The organism is Collinsella aerofaciens ATCC 25986, assembly GCF_010509075.1.
GTDB classification, from domain to species: Bacteria; Actinomycetota; Coriobacteriia; order Coriobacteriales; family Coriobacteriaceae; genus Collinsella; species Collinsella aerofaciens.
Window position 1 is genome coordinate 1,944,749 of record NZ_CP048433.1, and the last position, 20,648, is coordinate 1,965,396.

Sequence of the window (20,648 nt, forward strand, 5' to 3'; positions counted from 1 at the left end):
TGTTTTATTTGGAGGGCGAGGCGCGCATGGCGCAATCTCAGAACAGCACGGTCGATCTGGCAACGCCGGCAACCTGCCTGATGGGGCTTACCAGCCACGGTAACGTGATGGTGGGCAATAAGGCGTTCGAGTATTACAACGAGCGCAATCCCGAGGATTATATTCAAATCCCGTGGGACGAGGTCGACTATATTGCCGCCGAGGTTTTACGCGGCACCAAGAAGATCACGCGTTTTGCCATCTTCACCAAGGACAACGGTCACTTTACGTTTTCGACGCGCGACGACAAAGAGACGCTTCGTGCTGTCCGTAAGTACGTCGACGAGGATAAGCTCGTGCGTTCGCCCGACTTTATCGATGTGACTGCCAAGGGCGCCAAGAGCATCCCCTCCGTTATCAAAAACCTCTTCCACAAAGGCAACTAGTCGTTGGGTAGTCGTTGGGGAAATATCATCCCGGTTTGAGCGCCTATTCTGGGATGCAGTTTCCGGAACAGGCTCAATTGGGAAACCATATCCCGTTTCGAGCTCAAATTCCGGGCCGTAGTTTCCTAGAGAGGCCCCATCCGGAAAGCCCGTCCCAGATTTCGTCTGGATAGTGGGACACGCTTTCCGGAAGGCTGTTCCACCGTAACTTCGAAGAGTGGCTATGCGCTGCATGGCGGTGGCGCAAATCTGCTACACTAGTACAACATGCCTCCGTAGCTCAGGGGATAGAGCACCGCTCTCCTAAAGCGGGTGTCGTGCGTTCGAATCGCACCGGGGGCACCAGAAGAAATTGCAGGTCAGACGGTATAAATCGTCTGACCTGCTTCTGTATAAATAGGGCTAAATAGACGATAGAGGGGTGAAAAAGGGGTGAAAGAAAGTTCTATGATGAAAACAGCTCGCCTACATATTTCACTCCGATATTTCACCCAAATATCCGGTTTCCAACCCTTCCCACAGCCTACGGGCTTATAAGAAGCCCTTCGGCCATGGAAAGCGTTGAAAACCTAGGGTGACGTTGCTGTGAGATGGGCGAGTTTCCAACAGCCCCCGGCGTCTTCGGGTTTCGCCTGGGACCCTGCGACACCGTGGACCGTTGAAAACTCGCCCTTCCGCTTGGAAGAGGGCTTTTACCCCTTAAAATTGTCCGAAAGTGACAACGACGCAGGAGGTCCGGTATGCCTGCCAGCAAGAAAGAGGCAAAGGAGTTCGTCAAACGGTGGAAGAAGCGCCTCGGTGCCATCCCCGCAGGCTCCAACAACGAGCAGCAGGATACGCAGAAGTTCTGGGTCGACCTGCTCATCAACGTCCTGGGCATCCCGTCCAACACCATAGACAGCTTCGTTGACTTCGAGCGGAAGGTGAGAGGCCGTCGCATCGACGTGTTCGTCTCCGACCACAACTTCCTCTGCGAGCAGAAGTCGTGGGGCATCGACCTCGACAAGCCCGAACCCAGGAACGGCGGCATGGAGACGCCGCTTCAGCAGGCCATGTGGTACGCGCGGCACCTGCCGTACTCTGAGCGCCCCCGCTGGGTGATGACGTGCAACTTCGGGACCTTCCGTCTATACGACCTCGACAACGAGCGGCCCGAGGACACCGTGCAGGAGTTCTCCCTCGAAGAGCTCCCGGACAGTCTGTATCTTCTGTCCTTCCTGACCTCCAACGAGACGAGCCGTCTGCACAAGGAGCAGCAGCTCTCCATCGAGGCCGGGGCCTACGTCTCTAGGCTCTACGATGCCCTCGCCAAGCAGTACCACCACATCGAGGAGAAGGACGAGCGCGCGCAGGAGGAGCAGCGCTCCCTCAACGTGCTCATCACCCGAATCATTTTTCTGCTCTACGCCGAGGACGCCGACCTCCTGCAATCGCACCAGGCGTTCGGTAGGTACTGCGAGGGTGACCCTGCCAAGCTCCACCGCAAGCTGGTGGACCTGTTCGAGGCGATCGACACGCCCCTGGACAAGCGGGACGAGTACATGGACGAGGACCTCGCGGCCTTCCCCTACGTGAACGGCGGTCTGTTCGCCGACTCCTCCATCATCGTCCCGCAGATGACCCCGGAGATCCTCGAAGCCATCACCGACGCGTCCCAGGACTTCGACTGGCGCGAGATCTCGGGCGTCATCTTCGGCGGCGTGTTCGAGGGCACGCTGAACCCCGAGACGCGCCATGCCGGGGGCATGCACTACACGAGCGTCGAGAATATCGAGCGCTGCCTCAGGCCGCTCTTCCTCGACGAGCTGTGGGATGAGCTGCACGAGGCCGAGGGCGAGAGGACGGCTGCCAAGCGCAAGCAGGCCCTGGCGAGGCTGCACGACAAGGTGGCCTCCATCACCATCGGCGACCCGGCATGCGGCTCGGGCAACTTCCTTACCGAGGCGTACCGGCAGCTGCGCACCATCGAGAACCGAATCATCGAGGACGAGCTCAGCGAGGAGACCGGCAACGCGGGGCAGACATCCCTCGTCATTGCGCAGGATAGCCCCGTCCGCGTTTCTCTCGATCAACTGTACGGCATCGAGATTAACGACTTCGCCGTCTCGGTCGCAAAGACCGCCCTTTGGATCACCGAGGAGCAGATGCTCCGAAAGACGCAGGAGATATACGTCGGTTATGACTTCGACTTCCTGCCGCTCAGGAGCCTCAGCAACCTCCATGAGGGCAACGCCCTCAAGACCGATTGGTCCGAGGTGTTCCCCGATGACCTTACTTATCTTGTGGGCAACCCGCCGTTCCTGGGTGCTCGCAACCAATCCAAGGAGCAGAAGGCAGAGCTCCTTGAGGTCTTCGATGGAGCGAAGAACGCAGGCAACATCGACTACTGCGGGGCCTGGTACATGAAGGCCGCGAGGTTCACGCAGGGAAAGCGTACGCGCTGCGCCCTGGTCTCTACCAACTCGATATGTCAGGGCGAGCAGGTCGCCAACCTCTGGAAACCCCTGCATGACATGGGCATCCATATCGATTTCGCACACAACACCTTCCGCTGGGACAACGAGGCGGCGGACAAAGCACACGTGTTCTGCGTCATCGTCGGGTTCTCCCGCGAAGCGGGGAACAAGACGCTCTTCTATCATGCGACGCCCGATTCTGACGAAGACCGGATTGCCGTTCCTCGGCTCAATGCCTATCTGAAGAACGCGCCCGACGCTTTCATCTGGAACAGAAGCAAGCCTTTGTCGGACGTGCCCGCTATCGGTATCGGCTCTCAACCGATTGATGGCGGCAACTATCTGTTCACACCGGAGGAGAAGGCGGCGTTCCTTTCGAAAGAGCCCGCGGCTGAGAAGTACTTTCATAAATGGCTTGGATCGCAGGAGTTCATACGGGGTATTGAGAGATGGTGCCTGTGGTTGGGGGAGGCCTCGTGGGCCGATCTCAAGGGCCTTCCTTGTTGTAGGGAGAGAATCGAGAACGTTAGAAACTATCGCCTGAGTAGCTCGAGGAAGCAGACCTTGAAAGCAGCCGAGAGGCCGAACCATTTCGGTACCGAAATCATTCCTAATTCGACTGCCATCATTGTCCCCAAAGTCTCGTCAGAGCGTAGAAGGTATATCCCTATGGGGTTTGTCGGGTCTGAGACGTTGTGCAGTGACTTGGTGTTTCTAATACCCAATGCGACGCTCTATCACTTTGGCGTCCTTCAGTCACAGCTCCACAACGCATGGATGCGCACGGTCGCGGGGCGGCTCAAATCCGATTACCGCTATTCCGGCGGAATCGTCTACAACAACTTCGTCTGGCCCGAGCCCAGTGAAGAGCAAAGGAACGAGGTTGAACGCTGCGCCCAAGCCGTGCTCGACGCTCGGGATGCCCAAGAAGGTGCGACGCTCGCGGACATGTACGATCCCAAGAACGAGACGTTCTTCCCCGAGCTGATGGCAGCGCACAAGGCGCTCGACGCCGCCGTCGAAGCCGCCTATGGCGTCGACTTCGGTGGGGATGAGGAGAAGATAGTCGCCCATCTCTTCAACCTGTACGCCGAGAAGGTCGGTGAACTATAGTGCAAAACTCCATCTATAACCCCATATCGCTGGAGGTTGGTAACATCCTGAAGGACGTACAGACGGGCAAGATCGGTCTGCCCGATCTGCAACGACCCTTCGTGTGGGGCAACGAAAAGGTCCGCGACCTGCTTGATTCCATGCTCCGCGGATACCCTATTGGCTATGTGATGCTGTGGGACTCTCCGAGCGACAACGCGGGCAAGAAGACCGCCATAGGCTCGAACCAAAAGGTGTATACCGTCCCCAAGTCCCTTGTCATCGACGGACAGCAGAGACTCACTGCCCTTCTGAGCTCCCTGTACGGCGTGTCCGTGCGAGACAAGAACTTCAGGGAGCGAACGGTGAAGGTCGCCTACGATCCCATCGCACGCTCATTCAAAAATGCCGACGCCTCGACCGAGAAGGATTCGCGCTATATGCCGGACGTATCCGAGGCCTTCGCGGCGAACCACGATAACAAGCTGAGCGCCTATCGCAGGGCGTTCATCAAGCGCCTTAACGAGGCGAACGCCAAAAAGGGAGAACCCGAACTCGACGATGACGGCGAGGATGCCGTCGAGAGCGGGCTCAACGCATTACTCGGGCTTGAGCGTTATCTTCTGCCGACGCTGGAGATTTCCGAATCGGCTGACGAGGAGACCGTATCGGACATCTTTGTGCGTGTGAACTCGCAAGGGCAGGCGCTTAAGCAGGATGACTTCATCATGACCCTGCTTTCGGTCTACGAACCTGCCATGAGGGAGCGTATAGAGGAGTTCTGCGCCATGAGCCATGCGCCCGCAAAGGGCACCTCGTACAACCCGCTCATGACCGTCTCGCCGACGCATATCATTCGCGCCACGGTGGGCGTGGGGTTCAAGAGGGGTCGCCTACGTTATGCCTACCAGATTCTTCGTGGGCGAGATCTCAAGACAAAGGAAACGACGCCCGAGACGCGAGCCGAGAACTTTGCCACGTTCGGTCGCGCCCTCGATCTCGTGCTTGACTTGAACAACTGGCATGCCTTCATCAACACGCTGGCGGAGGCGGGCTACGTCTGCTCCGACCAGGTGGGGTCGGGCAACGCGCTCATGTTCTGCTATGCGTTCTACCTTATCGGGCGCTATGAGTTCGACATGGAGCCACTGGCTGTGCGCGGGCTCGTGCGGCGCTGGTATTTCGCCGCAGCCATAACGGGGCTCTATGTGGGATCCTTCGAATCCGAGTTCGAGCAGCAGCTTAACGACGTCTCGCGCCTTGATACTGCCGACGAGTTCCAGGCGTACTTCGATCGTAGGCTCGCCGCCATCATGACGGACGATTATTTCTCCATTACGCTGCCCAGCTCCCTCGATGCAAACGAGGCGACGGGTCCGACCTGGTGGGGCTTCGTCGCAGCTCAGGTTGTGCTCGGTGCCAAGGCGCTGTTCAGCACGGCCCCGCTGTCCCAGCTCCTGCTCATGGGCTCGTCGGGCTCGAAGAAGGCGCTGGACAAGCACCACCTGTTCCCGGACAACTACCTGAAGTCCAGGGGCTACCTCTCGCAGCGTAGCAACAGGGGCAACTTCACCCTCGTGGACTACCAGAACAACATCTACATCTCGGACGACGCCCCGAGCGAGTACGTCAGGAAGTACCGCGACTCGCTGGGGGAGGACGAGTACCGCCGCAACTGCGAGGAGCATGCCCTGCCCATAGGGTTCGAGGACCTCGATTACGAGGAGTTCCTCGGCAGGCGCAGGCGTCTCATGGGCGAGCTGGTGAAGAGGGCGTACGAGCAGTTGTAGGCTCGCGCCATGGACCCGCCCCTGAGGGTCGAGGCGTAGCAATCGGCCTTGCGGCCGATGGGTCCCGCTCATGGGCGGGCCCCCGCGACGCGAGGCGTCGCTCTCGCTGCGGCTCCCTGCAACGCTCCCCATGGGTCGCGTTTCGTCCGCCTCCGCTCACGCCGGCCCCGCCCGCCGAACGGCTGCGCTCGATGGCTTCCGGAAGTCGCCATCGCTACGCCGTGGTCGCCGGGCGGGGCCTCTCGCGCCGGGTCGCCAAGCGCCGTCGTACGACGCTCCCCAGGGTCGTGTCTCCTCGGCGTCGGCTCAGCCGGCGCTCACCCGCCCGGGCTCGCGTTGCCCCTGGCAAGTGGCTCGCTCCGTGCGGGCAAGATATGGATTCCGTTGCACGGAATCATCTTGCCGCCTGCGGCGGGGGCGAACCGCTCCGAAGTCGCTCTCGCCAAAAGGGGCCGGGACGCCTGTTGCGTCCCGGCCCAAATGCTCAGTCCCCTCGCCCGTTCTGGTTCTCGAGCGCCTTGCGCTCAAGCTCCCAGAACGCCCTCATCGCCGTCGCTATCCCGCGCAGCGTGAAGCGGACGACGAGGCCGGTCGAGTGGTCGACCGCGAAGCCGAGCCTGCCGCCGTTTACCTTCCGCACAGCCCCGAGGGCCTTCGAGAAGAATCGGTACTGAAGGCTCCCGCCCTTCGACCTGGCGAGCTCGATGCCGTCCCGCCTGAGCCGCCGCTCAAGCTCGCCCATCCGGTCGGGGCAGTCGCGCATGCGCCCGACCTCCTCGATCCGGCGGGCGACCGCGACGCGGATGCGGGCGTTCTCCGAGCGCTCGGCCTGCCCCTTTCGGGCCATGTCGCGCTCTTCCGTGCCGGGTTGCCTCGCGTGGACGCGCGAGTTGGCCTTGCCGCGCTCAAGCTGCCTGAGTCCATACCTCTCGTCCAGGGTACGGACGGTCTTCACGCGTGATGCCGCCGCCTTTCGGGCGGGGCCCTCGTCGAGCCTTCGGCCGGTTTCCAGATCACTGCGGTTGATGCCGAGGTGCACGGCGTAGCGGTCAGTGGCGTCCGCGCGGCAGCGCTCGCGGTGCAGCACCATCACGACCTCCTGGTTGGGGTAGCGCTCGGCCACGTACTCCCTCGCATAGCGCATGCACAGCTCCGGCGTCATCTTCCCGCCGTTGAGGTCGCACTCGTCTGGGAGGAACCCGAGTATCTGGTGCTGCATGTAGGTACACTTGGCACCGGCCTTGCCGGGCCTGTCGTGACCCATGGCCGCCCTCGTGTCCGCCATCTCCTGAAACCAGCGGTCATCGTCGATGATGTTCTGCGTGCCGTGGGCGAGCGCCTTGTCGCGGTCCCAGGAGAGGTAATCCCTGAGTCTCGCGAGGTGCCTCTCGCTGCAGACGCTCGTCTGCTTTATCGCCGTCATGGTCGCCTCCCTAGTCGAGCGAGAGCCCGCTGAATTTGCCGCCCGGCTTGCTCCCGTTCTTCTTCTCCGGCTCGGGCCACTTTGGGCACCAGGTCGAGGCCTCCTCGCGCATCTTCCCAGCAGCTGACTCGTCGAGGCGGCGCTGGTAGGCGCGACGGTTCTCCGCCTCGTGCTCGGGGGTCCCGAGGTCGAAGTGCTCCCTTGTGGGTGTGTTGGTGCAGTCGGTGACGGGGGAGCGGAAGACGCCGGCTCGACATGCGGGCATACCGTTGTCCGCGTGCTTCACGACGATGATCCCGTCCCGGTCCGGGGCCATGCCGCGCCACTCCCAGGGGTGTATCACGTCGTCGGCGCTCTCGCTGTAGGACGTCGAGGATGACGTGCCCGACGCGGCCCTGCCGTTGCTCGTGCCCTGCGTGTGGCGCGTGGTCTTGCCGATGAGCTCGGTGAAGTACCGGCGGTCCTCCTCCTCGGCGAGCTTCATCGCAATCTTGACCCCGCAGTTCGCGAGGATCTTCCTGCGGCCGTCTCTCTCGCCATACTTGTTGAGCTGGGATACGTCCTGCGTCGCTCCGACCCAGAACGTCCCGCACCCGCGCCCGAGACTGAGGAGGGCGGGCAGGCACTCGACGCGGGGCAGGTTGCCCCACTCGTCGCCGAGTATCTGCACGGGGCGGGGGAGCCTGCCGCCGTTCACGTCCGCGACCGCCTGGACCGAAGCCCAGAGCTGCGAGAGGAACATCGCCGCGATGCAGTTGTAGGGGGAGCCCTCGTCGAGCACGTGGAGGAAGACGGCGCTTTTCTCCGTGAGTACCGTGTGCGGGTCGATGTCGGAGCCGGAGGTCATCCAGGCGACCGGGGCGGAGGAGAACGGGCGCAGGGCGACCTTGAGCGTCGAGAGGATGCTCCTGAGCTCGTTGCCGCCCGAGGAGACGAACTGCGACGCCCTGCCCTTGGCGGGGTGGCCGCTCGGCAGAGCGCGGAAGACGGCCTTCAGGGGCTCGGACGGGTCGTCTCCCTCGGCCTCGGTGCCGCGGTCCAGGACCTCGCAGACGGTCGCGAGGTGCTTTGATTCCTCGGGACACTCGTCGGACATGGAGACCAGCAGGACCAGGGCCGAGAGCAGGCCCCTGGCCGAGGCGGTCCAGTGCGAGCCCTTGTCTTTCTCGTCGTCCTGCACCACGAGCTCCGCGATGGCGTCCGCCGCCTGCTCGGCCTCCTGGTCGCGTCCCTCGGCATGGAGGTCGAGCACCTGCTTGAGCGGGTTGAACCTCTGTCCCCTATAGGGGTGCTGCGTGTCGAGAAGCAGGACGCGATAGCCGCGACGGGCCAGCTCGTCGCCCGTGAGTTCTATGAGCTCGTTTTTCACGTCGGAGACGATTAGGGTCGCGGGCTCGGATCCGTTGGAAGCGCCGCCGTAGCTGAGCAGGTCGATTGAGGGGAGATAGAGGAAGCGACTCTTACCTGACCCGGTGGCCCCTGACACGAAGGCCATCTTCTTGGGCTCGTAGAGATAGCAGGGTTTGCCGTGATACTTGGTGAACCCATAGACGAACCCACGTGACGAGGGATTCGTCGAGCCGTCCCAGGTCATGGACCCTTTTATGACCTCGCGACCCGTCTTGACGTGGGCGTCGCCGAGCACGCCGCCGTCCTCGGCCCTCGCGTTGAGGGTGGTCGAGTAGGCGATGAGAGTGCAGATGCAAAAGGCGAGGAGGAAGGTCAGCAGGGTTCCGAGCGGGCAAGCAGTGAACCCACCCGTGAGCCACCAGCCGAGGACGGTATCCACGCCGAACGACGACGGAATCGCAGCCGCGCCTAACGGTGTCCCGGCGACGAAATCGTCGACGGGGACGGCGAGGACGGGGCATGCGAGGATCGCTAGGAGAAGAGATGATATGAGCGCTGTGGGCATCTTGGTTTTCATGATCATTCTCGATTCTTGGAGATGAGGTTCGATAGCTGCGAGGCCGTGCCCGATACCAGACGGACGGCCTCCGCGAGCTGTTGGGCCGTCTGCGTATCCACGCCATAGGCGTTTGCGGTGCGAACGGCCTGGTTGAGGTTTCCGCCCTGCTTCTTCATCTGATGAAGAAGCTGCCGCAGCGTCGCCTCGTCGGCGATCCTGACGGGCTTCTCACCGATGAGGAGGGCGGCTTCGCGCATGAACGTCGATGGGGCCATACCAAAAGAGGAGGAGCGCACCGTGATGGCGGCACGCTCCTCCTCGGTCATGCGGACGTTTATATGCGCGGTCTTGGCTTTGCCACGCATGGGCTAGCCCCTGTCGTGGAAGGTGGCGCGCGCACCGTCGAAGTCGAGTCGGGACTCGCCCAGCGTGCCGTAGCGGTTCTTGAGGGCGACGAGCTTGAGGGGCGTGCCGGTTGCGGGAGACTCGTAGGGCCACTCGGGCTTGTCATTGTCATCGGCGAGGTAGAGCACCGAGTCAAAGCCGTACTCGACAGCGGAGGAACCACCGAACATGGCGAGGTTGGGCCTGGCCGACTTCCCGGAATCGTAGGACTTGCGAGTGGTCGAGCTCAGTGCGATGACGGGAGAGCCATAGAGGTTCGAGATTTCGCGGAGGCCCTTCACGCATGCTGTGATAGCCAATCGCTCGTCGATGAACTGCTGGTCCGCCGTGACGCCGCAGGCGAGGAGCTGGAGGTAGTCAATGAAGACGATGGGAACCTCGCCGCGCTCGCGTGTTACCAGCCCGACGAGGTTGGAGAGCTCCACGGTGTTGAGCGGGCCGGTGATGCAGAGATTGGGGGCGATCTGGGTGCGATATTTGTCGAGTGCAGCCTCGAAAGTCGTGTGCTTAGGGTGATTCTGGGTCGCGCAGCTGGAGACCTCGGACAACGCGACTTTGCCGTCGCTGAGACGCGCCAGACTCTTCTCGATCAGCTTGTGCGCGGGAAGCTCGGCGGAAACGTAGATTACCGGGTGCCCGTCTGCCGCGAGCTTGTCGGCCTCCTGGAGTGCCAGTGTCGTCTTGCCCTTGCCCGGGGCGGTCCCGATTGCGTAGTTGAGCCCGGGGTAGACACCGCCGAGGATGCTGTTGAGTGCGTCGAGCCCGAAGGAGGCGATGGGTTTGTCTTCCTGAAGGGCGTGGACGTGCTCGTCGAGCACATCAAGCTCGAAGACGAGGGGATTGACGTTCGGGCGCTGCATTACTCGCTCGCCCCCTCTGCCAGCTTGTGGAAGTAGTCGAACAGGTCCTCTTCCATGACGAAGTACTGGTTGGCGATGCTAAAGCAGTGGTGGGTGGACTTCATGAGCTTGATGGCGCTGGATTGTCCGATGCCGGTGAGGATCTGAACGTCCAGGCGGCTCATGATGCGCTTGGTGCCGACATGGCGCAGGTTGATGCCTGCGGAGATGGCGTCGGTCTTGGGGTCATCTGCAAGATGCATGATAAACTCCTTTAGTAGGGCGCTCGGCTCCTCTTCGATGTTTGGCGACAGTGAGAGGAGTCGGGTGCTTGTTTATAAAATGGTTTTATCGACTAATTAGCCCCTTTCTTCTCGTATTCGTCGATAAGGTGCAGAAGACTGATTCGAGCTTCTGCGGGCTCGCTGTATCCCTTGCGGGATGATCTGCCGATGTTGGCGAAATCGAGCAGAGCACGGTAAGTGCAGGAATAGCCCTTGATGTGCTCCCATGCGTTGAGAATGTATGAGACCAAAGGTGTAACGGCGAGCAACGCTGTAGGGTCTTGCAGGGTAGTTTCGAGTTCACGGCCGGTCTTAGCCTGGATACGTGCGTCGAGGTTGCACTCGGGCATCTTTGCAGCCTCTTCCATAATGAGGCAAATGCTGTCCCAGTTAGTGCGGAGATGATGAACGCGCTCGCTCGTGGTGTCGATGCAGATCCTTGCTTCATGACAGTAGTCAAAAAAGCCTTTGATGACGTCGCGGCAATCATTTTCTGGCTGGATTGCGCTCCAGTCCTCGAACATGCCCTCGAAGGCGTCGAGACAGCTCCCATCCTCAGCATAGATGAGCTGCGCGGCCCACCTGCCTAGATCCGAGCTCGTCAGCTGCTCCATGGGAAGCCTCGCTAGGAGCGCGGACGGGGTGAGACCCCTTGCCGCGGCGAGGTCAGCGCTGGAGCGCTTGAAGAGTACCTGCTCATCCTTTGAGTTGAATAGGATTGTCGAACGCAGCTTGCTGCTCGCAGTGGTAAGTGCCATTGATAACCTCCTCTCTGTTTGGCCTTATTTGCAGTATACATCTGGTGACACAATTATGAGAGTATTAATTTTCATTACCTTCAGATAATTTTTCGAAGACTTCGGCAGCGTTGCGGTCGTTGGCTCTGATTGCGTGGGTGTAGAAATTGGCCGTCGTACTCGCTGATGCGTGTCCCATCCGCGCCTGAACGGTCTTCAAATCGACGTTGTTTGCGACGAGCGCCGTCGCTGCCGTGTGTCTCAGTCCGTGGGGGATGAGACCCGAGTATCCGGTGCCGCGTGTGTGCAGCTTGCCGTTGCGCTCGAACTGGCTTGTCACGTTGGCGTACTCGCCATAGCCGTTGTCGACGCAGAAGTCCCTGAACCAGCGTGAATAGTTGTGTCCATCGGGTCGGGTGATACTGACGTGAAGGTTGCCGTTTTCGTCCTTATGCGGGCTGAGGGCGTGAACGATGGGGTCAGAGTTTCTCTGTCTTAGCCCGCGTTGCTCGAATAGGTTGCGCTGCCGCATCTTCCAGTCGTTTAAATACGCGGCTAGCGAAGAGTCTATAGACAGGATCCGCCTGCTCATTTCCGATTTGGGTGCCCTGAGCGTTTTGTCATTGGTGTACTGGTGGACGATTCTGATTTCCATCGCCTCGGGGTCGTAGTCTTCCCAACAGAGCCCCAGGGCCTCGCCTTTTCTGAGTCCTAGGTGGAATATGAGCATGGTGCAGACGGTCATCGGCCCCATGGGTTCGGATAGCAGGCATTTGGTGAATCGGGGCAGTTCGTCGGGTGGGAGGAAGTTGCGCACTCTAAGGTCTGGCTTTGGGAGTTTGACGCTGATGCATGGGTTGCGCCCGATTAGCTCATTCTCCAGTGCGTCCTGCATGACCTGTTTGAGCTTGACGTGGATACGACGAATCTCGGCCTCTGTGAATCTTCCGGTTGAGATCGCTTCGGCATACGCCCGTTTGATCTCGTCGGGTCTCAGCGCACCGAGGGGCATGTCGCCGAACAGCTCGCGTATATGGCGCACGTCATATTCCTCTCTTTGGAAAGAAAGAGGGGAGCCGAAGGAGCTTTCTCGGAGCCGATGGAAATCCTCGGCGTATCCGGAAACAGTGGTCGGCATGTCGCCAGCCGGTTCATAGGTCTCCAGCTCCTTCCGGTAGGCATCGAGCGCATTCGCAACCTCACCGGGCCAGTTCCTCGGGTTTTTGCTCTTGCAATGGATGGTTCTCTTGGGTGTCTTTAGGTATCTGACTCGTTTCCCGTTCTTGCCGGATTCGGGGTCGCGACCGAGAGAGAAGTAGATGCGGAAGGAACCGGGTTTTCCCTTGATCGGTTCGGAAGTGCCTTTGGCTGTGGGTTTGATTCTGGTTTCCATGGGTCTCCAGGGGTGGTGCGTTGGGTTAGCCTCGGGGGCGGGGCTTTGAGGGCCTCGCCCCCGAGGCTAACCCAAAAATTTCACCCCTGCAAGTCAAAATGAAGGGGTAAAGGGGTGTAAAAAGGGTGAAATAGCAAACTAATCAAGAAGAGCAAAAACGGCATAATAGCTAAATTACCTGCGGAAACAGAGATATTGATGAAAATGAAAAACCGCAGGTAGGGTAATAGCTCATGACCTCCTAAAGCGGGTGTCGACGGTCCGAATCCGCCCGGGGGCACCAGAAGATTATGACGGCGTCGCGAGAGCGGCGCCGTTTCTGGTTTGTGGGGACCGCCGGCGGATTCGGACCGTCGACACCCGCGTCACCAATTTCCCCGCGGGGGGGTCGAATCCGCCCGGAGCACCAGAGATTTGTCGAGCCCGGTACCGCTACGGTGCCGGGCTCTTCTGGTTCAATGCCATGTCAAAAACGAAGCGCCCGCTTGCTGGGGGAGCAAGCGGGCGCCTGTGAGCGAATATGTTTGCGGCGAAAGCCGCGATAAGCGGTGGGGTGGCGACTAGTTGGTCGTACCGGAATCGTCGCCCGTGCTCGTGCCCGAGCCCGAGCCCGAACCAGAAAGTGCGACCGTCAGCGTAATCGTGCTGTCGGTGGACTGCTTGCCAGTGGGGGAGACGCCCGTAACGGTGGCATCCTCGTTACCGCTTACGGGATTGCCGTTCTGGTCACAGAAGCCAATGTTATAGAAACCGGCGTTGTTGAGCGCGGTAACGGCGGCGGAGATGCTCTTGCCGTACAGGTTGCCCGGGACGGTGGCCTTGCCGGACTTCTTGGCAATGACGACGGTAATCGTGGCGCCGGGCTTCTGCTTGCCGCTGGGGTTCCAGCTGATCACGGTGCCCTCGGTAACCGAGTCGTTCTCCTGGTAGCTCACGTCGACGCCAAAGCCTGCCATATCGAGGGCGTTGCGCGCCTGGGCCTCGGTCATGTCGGTCAGGTCGGGGACGGACGTGGTATCCGGGCCGCTCGAGACCTTGTACGAGATGGTCGTGCCCTTCGCGACTTCCTTACCGGCTTCGGTGCCCTGCTCAAAGACCTGGCCCTCATCAGCCTCGTTGGCCTCCTCGGAGGCGTTGCCCTTCAGGCCAACGCTTGCCAGTGCGGCTTCTGCTTGGTCCTTGGTCAGGCCGACAAGTTTGGGAACCTCAACCTTTTCGGAGGGCTTGGGGCCCTTGGAGATTACCAGGTTCACCTTGGTGCCCTTGGTCTTCTTGGTGTTGCCGTTGGGCGTCTGCTCGGCGACCTTGCCCTCGTCGACATCGTCGTTGTAGCTTTGGTCGATGGTGCCGACCTCGAGGCCGGCTTCCTTGATCAGCTCGACGGCAGTCTGCTGGTCCTTGCCCAGCACATCGGGCACGGTGACCTGCTCGCCGCCAAAGAGTCCTGTGGCAAAGGCCACCACGATGCCGATGACGGCAACCGCTGCCACCACGGCGGCGATGATCTTGTTCTTGTTGGATTTGGGCTCTTCGACCTCGTAGGAGCCGGTGGATCCCGAAACCGAGCTACGGGCGGTATTCTGGCCGCTCACGCCCGAGACGGGACGCACCATGGCGCGCGTCTGATCGGAAAGCTCGCGAGTCTTGGTGGCGCCCAGTTCACCGGGGGCACCGATGATGCGCGTGGGCTCCGAGACGTTGACGGCACGGCCCGACAGGTAGCTGTTGAGCACCTGACGCAGCTCGTCGGCGGTCTGGAAGCGGTTTGTGGGGTCCTTCTCCATGCACTTGAGGATGATGCGCTCAAGGTCGGCGTCGACACCGGAGTTGATCTGGCTCGGCGGAATAGGCAGCTCGTTGACCTGCTTGAGTGCGACCGAGATAGCGTCGTCACCGTCAAAGGGAACGCGGCCGGTGGCGCATTCATACATCACGACGCCCAGCGAGTAGATATCCGAGGTGGGGCCGAGGTCCTGACCACGGGTCTGCTCGGGGCTGACGTAGTGGGCAGTTCCGAGCACGTTATTGTCTTGCGTGAGGTGGCTGTTCTTGGCGCGCGCGATGCCAAAGTCCATCACCTTGATGTTGCCGTCGGGCAGCACCATGATGTTCTGCGGCTTAATGTCGCGGTGGATGATCTCGTGCTTGTGGGCGACCGAAAGCGCAGAGCTGATCTGCGAGCCGATCTGGGCGACCTTCTTGGGGTCGAGGGCGCCGTGGCTCTTGATGCCGCTCTTAAGGTCGGTGCCGCGCAGGTACTCCATGACGATGTAATAGGTGTCGCCGTCCTTGCCCCAATCGTAGACGCCCACGATATAGGGGGAGGAGAGACCGGCTGCTGCCTGGGCCTCCTGCTTAAAGCGTGCGGCGAAGGTTGCGTCGCCAGCATACTGCGGCAGCATGATCTTGACGGCTACCGTGCGGTCGAGGACCTGGTCCTGTGCACGGTAGACGGTCGCCATGCCGCCTGTTCCCACCTTATCCTTGAGGAGGTATCTTCCCCCGAGGACCCTCTGTTCCATTCCTGCTCCTAACATAACTATTCGCTCAACGATGTGTGTAGTACCTACGATGTGGCCGCTGGGGCCGTGTGGCGCGTTGCCGCTAACTCTTCGGCCGCGGCGCGCCTCGGGTGTCCGATTCAATCATGGGCATCACGCTCCCTGTGCGGCAAGCGCCGCGGTCAGGACGATACCGGCGATCTTGGCGGCCTTGACGTCATGCTTGTCGAAATCCTCCAAGGCCACCGAGATAGCGACCGTGGGTGAATCGTAAGGTGCAAAGCCAACGAACATCGAGTTGACGTTGGTGCCGCCGGTCTCGGCCGAACCGGTTTTGCCGGCGACCTTGACGCCCGGAATCTGGGCATCGGTACCGGTACCGGACTGGACAACCGCGAGCATAGCCTGCTTGACCTGGTCGGCCGTGGCGGAGCTGACGGCCTGACCAAGCGAGCGGGACTGCGTGGTCTTGACCACGGTTCCGTCCGGGGCGAGTACCTGGGCTACAAAGTACGGGTCCATGACCACGCCGCTGTTAGCGATGGCGGCGGCAATCACGGCGTTTTGCATGACGGTGGTCTGCGGGCCGGGCGTGTGGTCCATGCCGACAGGCTGGCCGGCGCCGGCCCAGGCGGTCTCCCACTCGGTCATGAGCGACGGGTCGGCCATGATGGAGGCCGCGGAGGTCAGGTCCTGGCCGAGCTTTTGGCCGTAGCCAAAGGCGTTGGCAAACTGCACGAGCGTGTTTGCGCCAACTTCGTTTGCCACCTGGCCGAAGACGACGTTGGAGGACACGGCAAAGGCCTGCTGCAGGCTGATGGTGCCGTAGCTCTCGTTGGCATCGTTGGTGACCGGTGCGTTGCCGATGTCCATGGAGCCGGGCGCCTGGTAGGTGCTGGTAAGGCTGGCGGTACCGGTCTCGAGTGCCGCGGAAAGCGTAACGACCTTAAACGTTGAGCCCGGCGTGTACAGCGCGTCCATGGCGCGATTGTACATGGAGCCGTCCTCGCCGCCGCCCGTCTGCAACAGGGCATCGATGTTGGTGTTGTCGTAGGTGGGCGAGCTGGCACATGCGAGCACCGCGCCGGTACGCGGGTCGATGACCACTACAGCGCCCTTAAAGCCCTTGAGCGCCTGCTCGGCCGCCGTCTGGATACGCGAGTCGATGGTGAGCTTGGCGGTGTTGCCCGGCTGGGTCTGGCCCGCGAGCGACGCGATGGCGTTGTTCCAGCTGGAGTAATCCTTAGAGCCGGTGAGCGTGTCGTTCATGACGCTCTCGATGGCGGTGGTGCCATACTGCTGGCTCACGTAGCCAACCACGTGCGCTGCTAGGTTACCGTTGGGGTAGGAGCGTACGTAGGTGCCGTCCTCCTGCTGCAGCGACTCGGCCAGCGTCACGCCGTCGGACGTGATGATGGAACCGCGCTGGATGTACTTGGAGCGGGCGATGGTGTGGTTGTTGGTCGGCATGTCCTGATAGTCCTTGGCCTTGATGACTTGGACATAGGTGAGGTTGCCGATAAGGATGGCGAACAGCGCCGTAAAGGCGAGCACCGCACGAGTTAGACGGTTGGCAAGCGCAACGCGGCCGAGCACACCGGATTCAGGCGTGTCGAGCAGGCGACGGCGCATGCGCGAGCCGACGGAATGGCTACCGCTGCCGTAGGAAGACGAGGTGGCAAAGCGCGTGCCCGTCGGGGCGGCGGCCGATGCGACCTGATCATCGGTGATGGCGGCCATGGTGCCGGTGCCGGTAAGCTCTGCCTCGCGTCCGGTCGCCTCGTCACCGGCGCGCAGCAGGAGCGCGACGATGATAAAGCTTGCCAGCAGAGAGGAGCCGCCCTGACTCATAAAGGGCAGGGTGACGCCGGTCAGCGGAATCAGGCGGGTTACGCCGCCAACGATCAAGAAGGCCTGGAAGCTGATGGCGGCCGTAAGGCCCGTGGCGCTAAAGGCGGCGAGGTCGGATTTAGCGCGGGCAGCTGTGGTGAGGCCACGCACGGCAAAGAGCATAAACAGGATGAGCACGGCGCCGCCGCCCAAAAGACCCATCTCCTCGCCGATGGCCGAGAAGATAAAGTCGGACTCGACGACAGGGATGTTGTTGGCCATGCCGTTGCCGATGCCAACACCGACCAGACCGCCATCGGCAAGCGAGAAGAGCGACTGGACGATCTGGTAGCCCTGGCCCTGGGCGTCCTTAAACGGATCGACCCAAACCTGGAAACGCACCTGAACGTGCGATAGGAACTTGTAGGCGCCCACGGCTCCGACAGCTAAGAGCGCAAGGCCGATAACGACATACGAAAAGCGCCCCGTGGCAACGTAGAGCATCAGCAAGAAGATGGTGTAGAACAGCACGGCCGAACCCAGGTCGCGTTCGAAGACGACGACGAGCAGGCACACACCCCACACGGCAAACAGCGGCAGCAGCAGTCGCAGGCGAGGGATCTTAAAGCCCAGGATCTTGCGGTTGGAGATGGAGAGTAGCTCGCGGTTCTCGGCCAGGTACCCGGCCAGGAACAGCACGATAAAGACCTTGGCGAACTCGCCAGGCTGGATGGTAAAGCCCGCGATGCGAATCCACAGCTTGGAGCCCGAGATCGTGGTGCCGATAAAGATAGGCAGCATCAGCAGAATGATGCCGATGATGCCAAAGGTGTACTTGTAGCGCATGACCACGTCGAGGTTTTTGACTAGTGCAAGCGTTCCCACCATGAGCGCCACCGAGACAAACAGGATGATGAGCTGTGAGATGGCGAGAGCGGGGGCGAGACGCGTCACGAACGTGATGCCGATGCCCGAAAGTATAAATACGATGGGCAGGATGGCGGGGTCGGCACCGGGCGCCAAGATGCGCACGGCAATGTGGGCCGCGGCAAAGGCGGCAAAGAGGCCGATCGGTACGGCGAGCGTCTCAAAGGAGATGGCAGCGCCCGCGGTGAGGACGTACATCGCATACAGCAGGATGACGGGGAACGCCGAGGCGATGAGCAAGAGCAGCTCGGTGTTGCGGCGACTCATAAGCGGCACTCCCTTTCTAATTCTTATCGGAGGCTTCGGCCTCGGCGGACTGTTCGGCGGTTTTCTCGGAATCTGATTCGGAGGTCGATCCCTGATTGGTGTTGTCGCGAATCGTTTGCGCGTCGATCACCTGGCGGGTCTGCTCCTCGTCGATCTGGTGGCGGTACTTGGATATCGTGTCCTGCGCATCGTCGACACTTGTTTGCGGAATGCCCGCCTTGAGGCGGTTTTGCGTGTCTTCGGGCAGGTCGGACAGCTTGATGCTGGTTTCGCTTTCGAGCCAGTGGAGCTTGAGTCCGAGTGGCTTGCCGGGCAGGCCGCGCCAGACGGCGACATTGCCCTGGTAGGTACCCAGGTAGTACGAGCCGGTGACACCCGTGTAGGCCCAGATGCCAGCTGCCAGCACAAAGACGAGGGCCAGGATGGCGGCGATAGTAACGTTGCGGCGACGCACGCGTTGCGCCTCGCGCATGACGCCATCGTCAACCAGGTCAACGACTACTACGGTCACGTTGTCGTGGCCGCCGGCGGCAAGCGCCGCGTCCACTAGGTTGTCGACGCAGATTTGCGCGGTTGAGGACTGCGTGGCGATGTTCTCGATATCGCTATCGGGAATCATGCTCGAGAGGCCGTCGGAGCACAGGATCAGGCGGTCGCCTTCCTCGATATGCAGAGTGAAGTGGTCGGCATACATGGCGGGGTCCGAGCCCAGTGCGCGGGTGATGACCGAACGGTTGGGGTGGACGCGAGCCTCGTCTGCCGTGATCTCGCCGGCGTCCACGAGCTCCTCCACGTAGGAGTGGTCGCGGGTCACGCGGATGAGCGTGCCCTCGTGGAGCAGATAGGCGCGAGAGTCGCCCACGTGGGCGATGGCGAGCGTGTCGTTTTCGATGTAGGCGCAGGTGGCTGTGCAGCCCATGCCGGGCTTGCCCAGGCCGTTCAGGGCCGCCTCGATTACGGCGGCGTTAGCGGCCTCGACGGCTGCGGCCAAGCGTGCTGCGTCGGCGGACTGCGGGGCCGTTTTGGCAATAGTCTCGACGGCGATAGAAGAGGCTACCTCGCCGGCGGCGTGACCGCCCATGCCGTCGCATACGCAAAAGAGCGGCGACTGCACCAGGTAGGAATCCTCATTGTGCGGGCGCACACAGCCAACGTCGGAGCGGGCGCCCCACATGAGTTGCGTGGTGGTGCCGGCATCATAGGTCGAGTCGGTCTCGATGCGCTCCTCGGTCAGGGGCTCAAAGCTCATGGTTGAGCCGGGGTCTTTGAGCTTGGCCTCAACGGCGGCAACGTCGATCTCGGCTGTGTCACCGGGAGAGACGGTGTCGGTCTCGGCGTTTGATTCGGAATTGTCGGTGTCCGGGGAGTCGGGCTCCTCGGACACGCGGGCGGTCGACTCGTCGTCTTGCGGGCTGACGTCTATAGGCTCGGGCGTCGCAAAGTGCGACGGCGCGGGCGTGTTTTGCGACTGGGCGGCGGGCTCGGCCACGGCATCGGACTCGCTTGCGGGCGCAGGCTGCGGGGTCTTGGGTGCAGGGCCGTCCTCGGGGGATGTCCCTGCCTCGGGCGCCGGCGTAGACGCGGGCGCAACCTCGGACGCCGGGGCCATGGGAAACGCCGGCGCGGCGGGCTCGGGTGCCGCAAACACCGCAGCGCTCTCGTTGATTGCCGCGGCGACGGGCTCTGCAAAGTGAGCCGGCGCCGGGGTTGCTTCGGGCGCTGTGGGCTGTTCCGCAGCATGTGCGCCGATGGGCGCTGCTGCGGCATCCTCTTCGCCCTCGTTATCGGCGAGATCCGAAATATCATGCGTTACATGCGAAAGAGGCAGGGAGAACACGGTGTCCTCGGGCTCCACGGGTGTGGAGTCCGCCGGAGCGGCGTGGGCCGGTGCAGCTACGGCGGCAGCCGGTGCCTCGGTCATAGTTGCGGACTTGTTCTCCTCGTCGATCATCGACGGTTCACCTTCATGACCACGTCGCCAATCTGGACTTCGTCGCCCTCGCGCAGCGTTGCGGGCTCCACGAGCTGGCGGCCGTTGACGAGCGTGCCGTTAAGCGAGTTGAGGTCCTCGATGATGAGTGCCGGGCCCTGCAGCGAAAAGCGCGCATGCGAGGCCGAGACGAACGGTTCGTTGATGCAGATGTCCGAAGATGGCGAGCGACCGACGATGACGGGGCCGAGCATGTCTACGTGGATGCCGCGGATACCGCGCGGACCCTTGTCCACATCGATCGTCCAGATAGCCGAGTCGCGGCGCTGTCCACGCACAAGTCCCACGCCGGTCTTCATGACGGCGAACAGGAAGATATAGAGCAGGGCGACCAGGACGATGCGGCCTGCAAAAAGGACGATATCGATGTTCATAAGCGA

14 protein-coding genes and 1 tRNA gene are annotated in these 20,648 nt (G+C 61.5%); 4 read left to right on the forward strand and 11 right to left on the reverse strand.

The features are described from left to right. Positions 1-26: 26 nt before the first annotated feature. The 4 genes from GXM19_RS08745 (at position 27) to GXM19_RS08760 (ending at position 5,763) form a co-directional block, all read left to right on the forward strand. Complete coding sequence (locus tag GXM19_RS08745; RefSeq protein WP_006235193.1) at positions 27-425, forward strand: DUF956 family protein; 399 nt, start codon at positions 27-29, stop codon at positions 423-425. A 269-nt stretch (positions 426-694) separates the two neighbouring features. Further along, positions 695-770 (forward strand) — tRNA-Arg (locus tag GXM19_RS08750). A 395-nt stretch (positions 771-1,165) separates the two neighbouring features. Further along, complete coding sequence (locus tag GXM19_RS11155) at positions 1,166-3,994, forward strand: DNA methyltransferase (protein WP_006235192.1); 2,829 nt, start codon at positions 1,166-1,168, stop codon at positions 3,992-3,994. Then, the gene (locus tag GXM19_RS08760) at positions 3,994-5,763 is read left to right on the forward strand and encodes a GmrSD restriction endonuclease domain-containing protein (protein ID WP_040359134.1); all 1,770 of its coding nucleotides are present in this window, start codon (positions 3,994-3,996) and stop codon (positions 5,761-5,763) included. Before GXM19_RS11155 ends, GXM19_RS08760 begins: the two co-directional genes overlap by 1 nt. Positions 5,764-6,247: 484 nt before the next feature. Here the strand turns inward: GXM19_RS08760 and GXM19_RS08765 are convergent, their stop codons facing one another. The 11 genes from GXM19_RS08765 to GXM19_RS08815 form a co-directional block, all read right to left on the reverse strand. Then, a complete protein-coding gene (locus GXM19_RS08765; protein WP_006235190.1) occupies positions 6,248-7,186 on the reverse strand; it encodes a relaxase/mobilization nuclease domain-containing protein in 939 nt (312 codons plus the stop codon). Between the two features lie 10 nt (positions 7,187-7,196). Further along, on the reverse strand, positions 7,197-9,113 hold the full coding sequence (locus tag GXM19_RS08770; RefSeq protein ID WP_162010716.1) for a type IV secretory system conjugative DNA transfer family protein: 1,917 nt from the start codon (positions 9,111-9,113) through the stop codon (positions 7,197-7,199). A gap of 2 nt (positions 9,114-9,115) precedes the next feature. Then, on the reverse strand, positions 9,116-9,460 hold the full coding sequence (locus GXM19_RS08775) for a plasmid mobilization protein (RefSeq protein WP_006235188.1): 345 nt from the start codon (positions 9,458-9,460) through the stop codon (positions 9,116-9,118). A 3-nt stretch (positions 9,461-9,463) separates the two neighbouring features. Further along, complete coding sequence (locus GXM19_RS08780) at positions 9,464-10,360, reverse strand: DnaB-like helicase C-terminal domain-containing protein (RefSeq protein ID WP_006235187.1); 897 nt, start codon at positions 10,358-10,360, stop codon at positions 9,464-9,466. Then, positions 10,360-10,602 carry a hypothetical protein gene (locus GXM19_RS08785; RefSeq protein ID WP_006235186.1) on the reverse strand — a complete coding sequence of 81 codons (243 nt, stop codon included), beginning with the start codon at positions 10,600-10,602 and terminating at the stop codon, positions 10,360-10,362. The genes GXM19_RS08780 and GXM19_RS08785 overlap by 1 nt, the downstream gene beginning before the upstream one ends. 92 nt (positions 10,603-10,694) lie before the next feature. Further along, positions 10,695-11,381, reverse strand: a complete 687-nt coding sequence (locus GXM19_RS08790; RefSeq protein ID WP_006235185.1) for a hypothetical protein — start codon at positions 11,379-11,381, stop codon at positions 10,695-10,697. Positions 11,382-11,445: 64 nt separating this feature from the next. Beyond that, the gene (locus GXM19_RS08795) at positions 11,446-12,753 is read right to left on the reverse strand and encodes a tyrosine-type recombinase/integrase (RefSeq protein ID WP_006235184.1); all 1,308 of its coding nucleotides are present in this window, start codon (positions 12,751-12,753) and stop codon (positions 11,446-11,448) included. Between the two features lie 560 nt (positions 12,754-13,313). Next, positions 13,314-15,275 (reverse strand): Stk1 family PASTA domain-containing Ser/Thr kinase, encoded by a 1,962-nt coding sequence (pknB, locus tag GXM19_RS08800; RefSeq protein WP_006235183.1) that lies wholly within the window; start codon positions 15,273-15,275, stop codon positions 13,314-13,316. 132 nt (positions 15,276-15,407) lie between these two features. Then, positions 15,408-18,278 (reverse strand): FtsW/RodA/SpoVE family cell cycle protein, encoded by a 2,871-nt coding sequence (locus GXM19_RS08805; RefSeq protein ID WP_006235182.1) that lies wholly within the window; start codon positions 18,276-18,278, stop codon positions 15,408-15,410. Positions 18,279-18,294: 16 nt separating this feature from the next. Continuing rightward, entirely contained in the window at positions 18,295-20,229 is a 1,935-nt protein-coding gene (locus GXM19_RS08810) for a Stp1/IreP family PP2C-type Ser/Thr phosphatase (protein ID WP_006235181.1), read from the reverse strand. Then, entirely contained in the window at positions 20,226-20,642 is a 417-nt protein-coding gene (locus GXM19_RS08815; protein WP_006235180.1) for an FHA domain-containing protein, read from the reverse strand. The genes GXM19_RS08810 and GXM19_RS08815 overlap by 4 nt, the downstream gene beginning before the upstream one ends. Between the last annotated feature and the right edge of the window lie 6 nt (positions 20,643-20,648).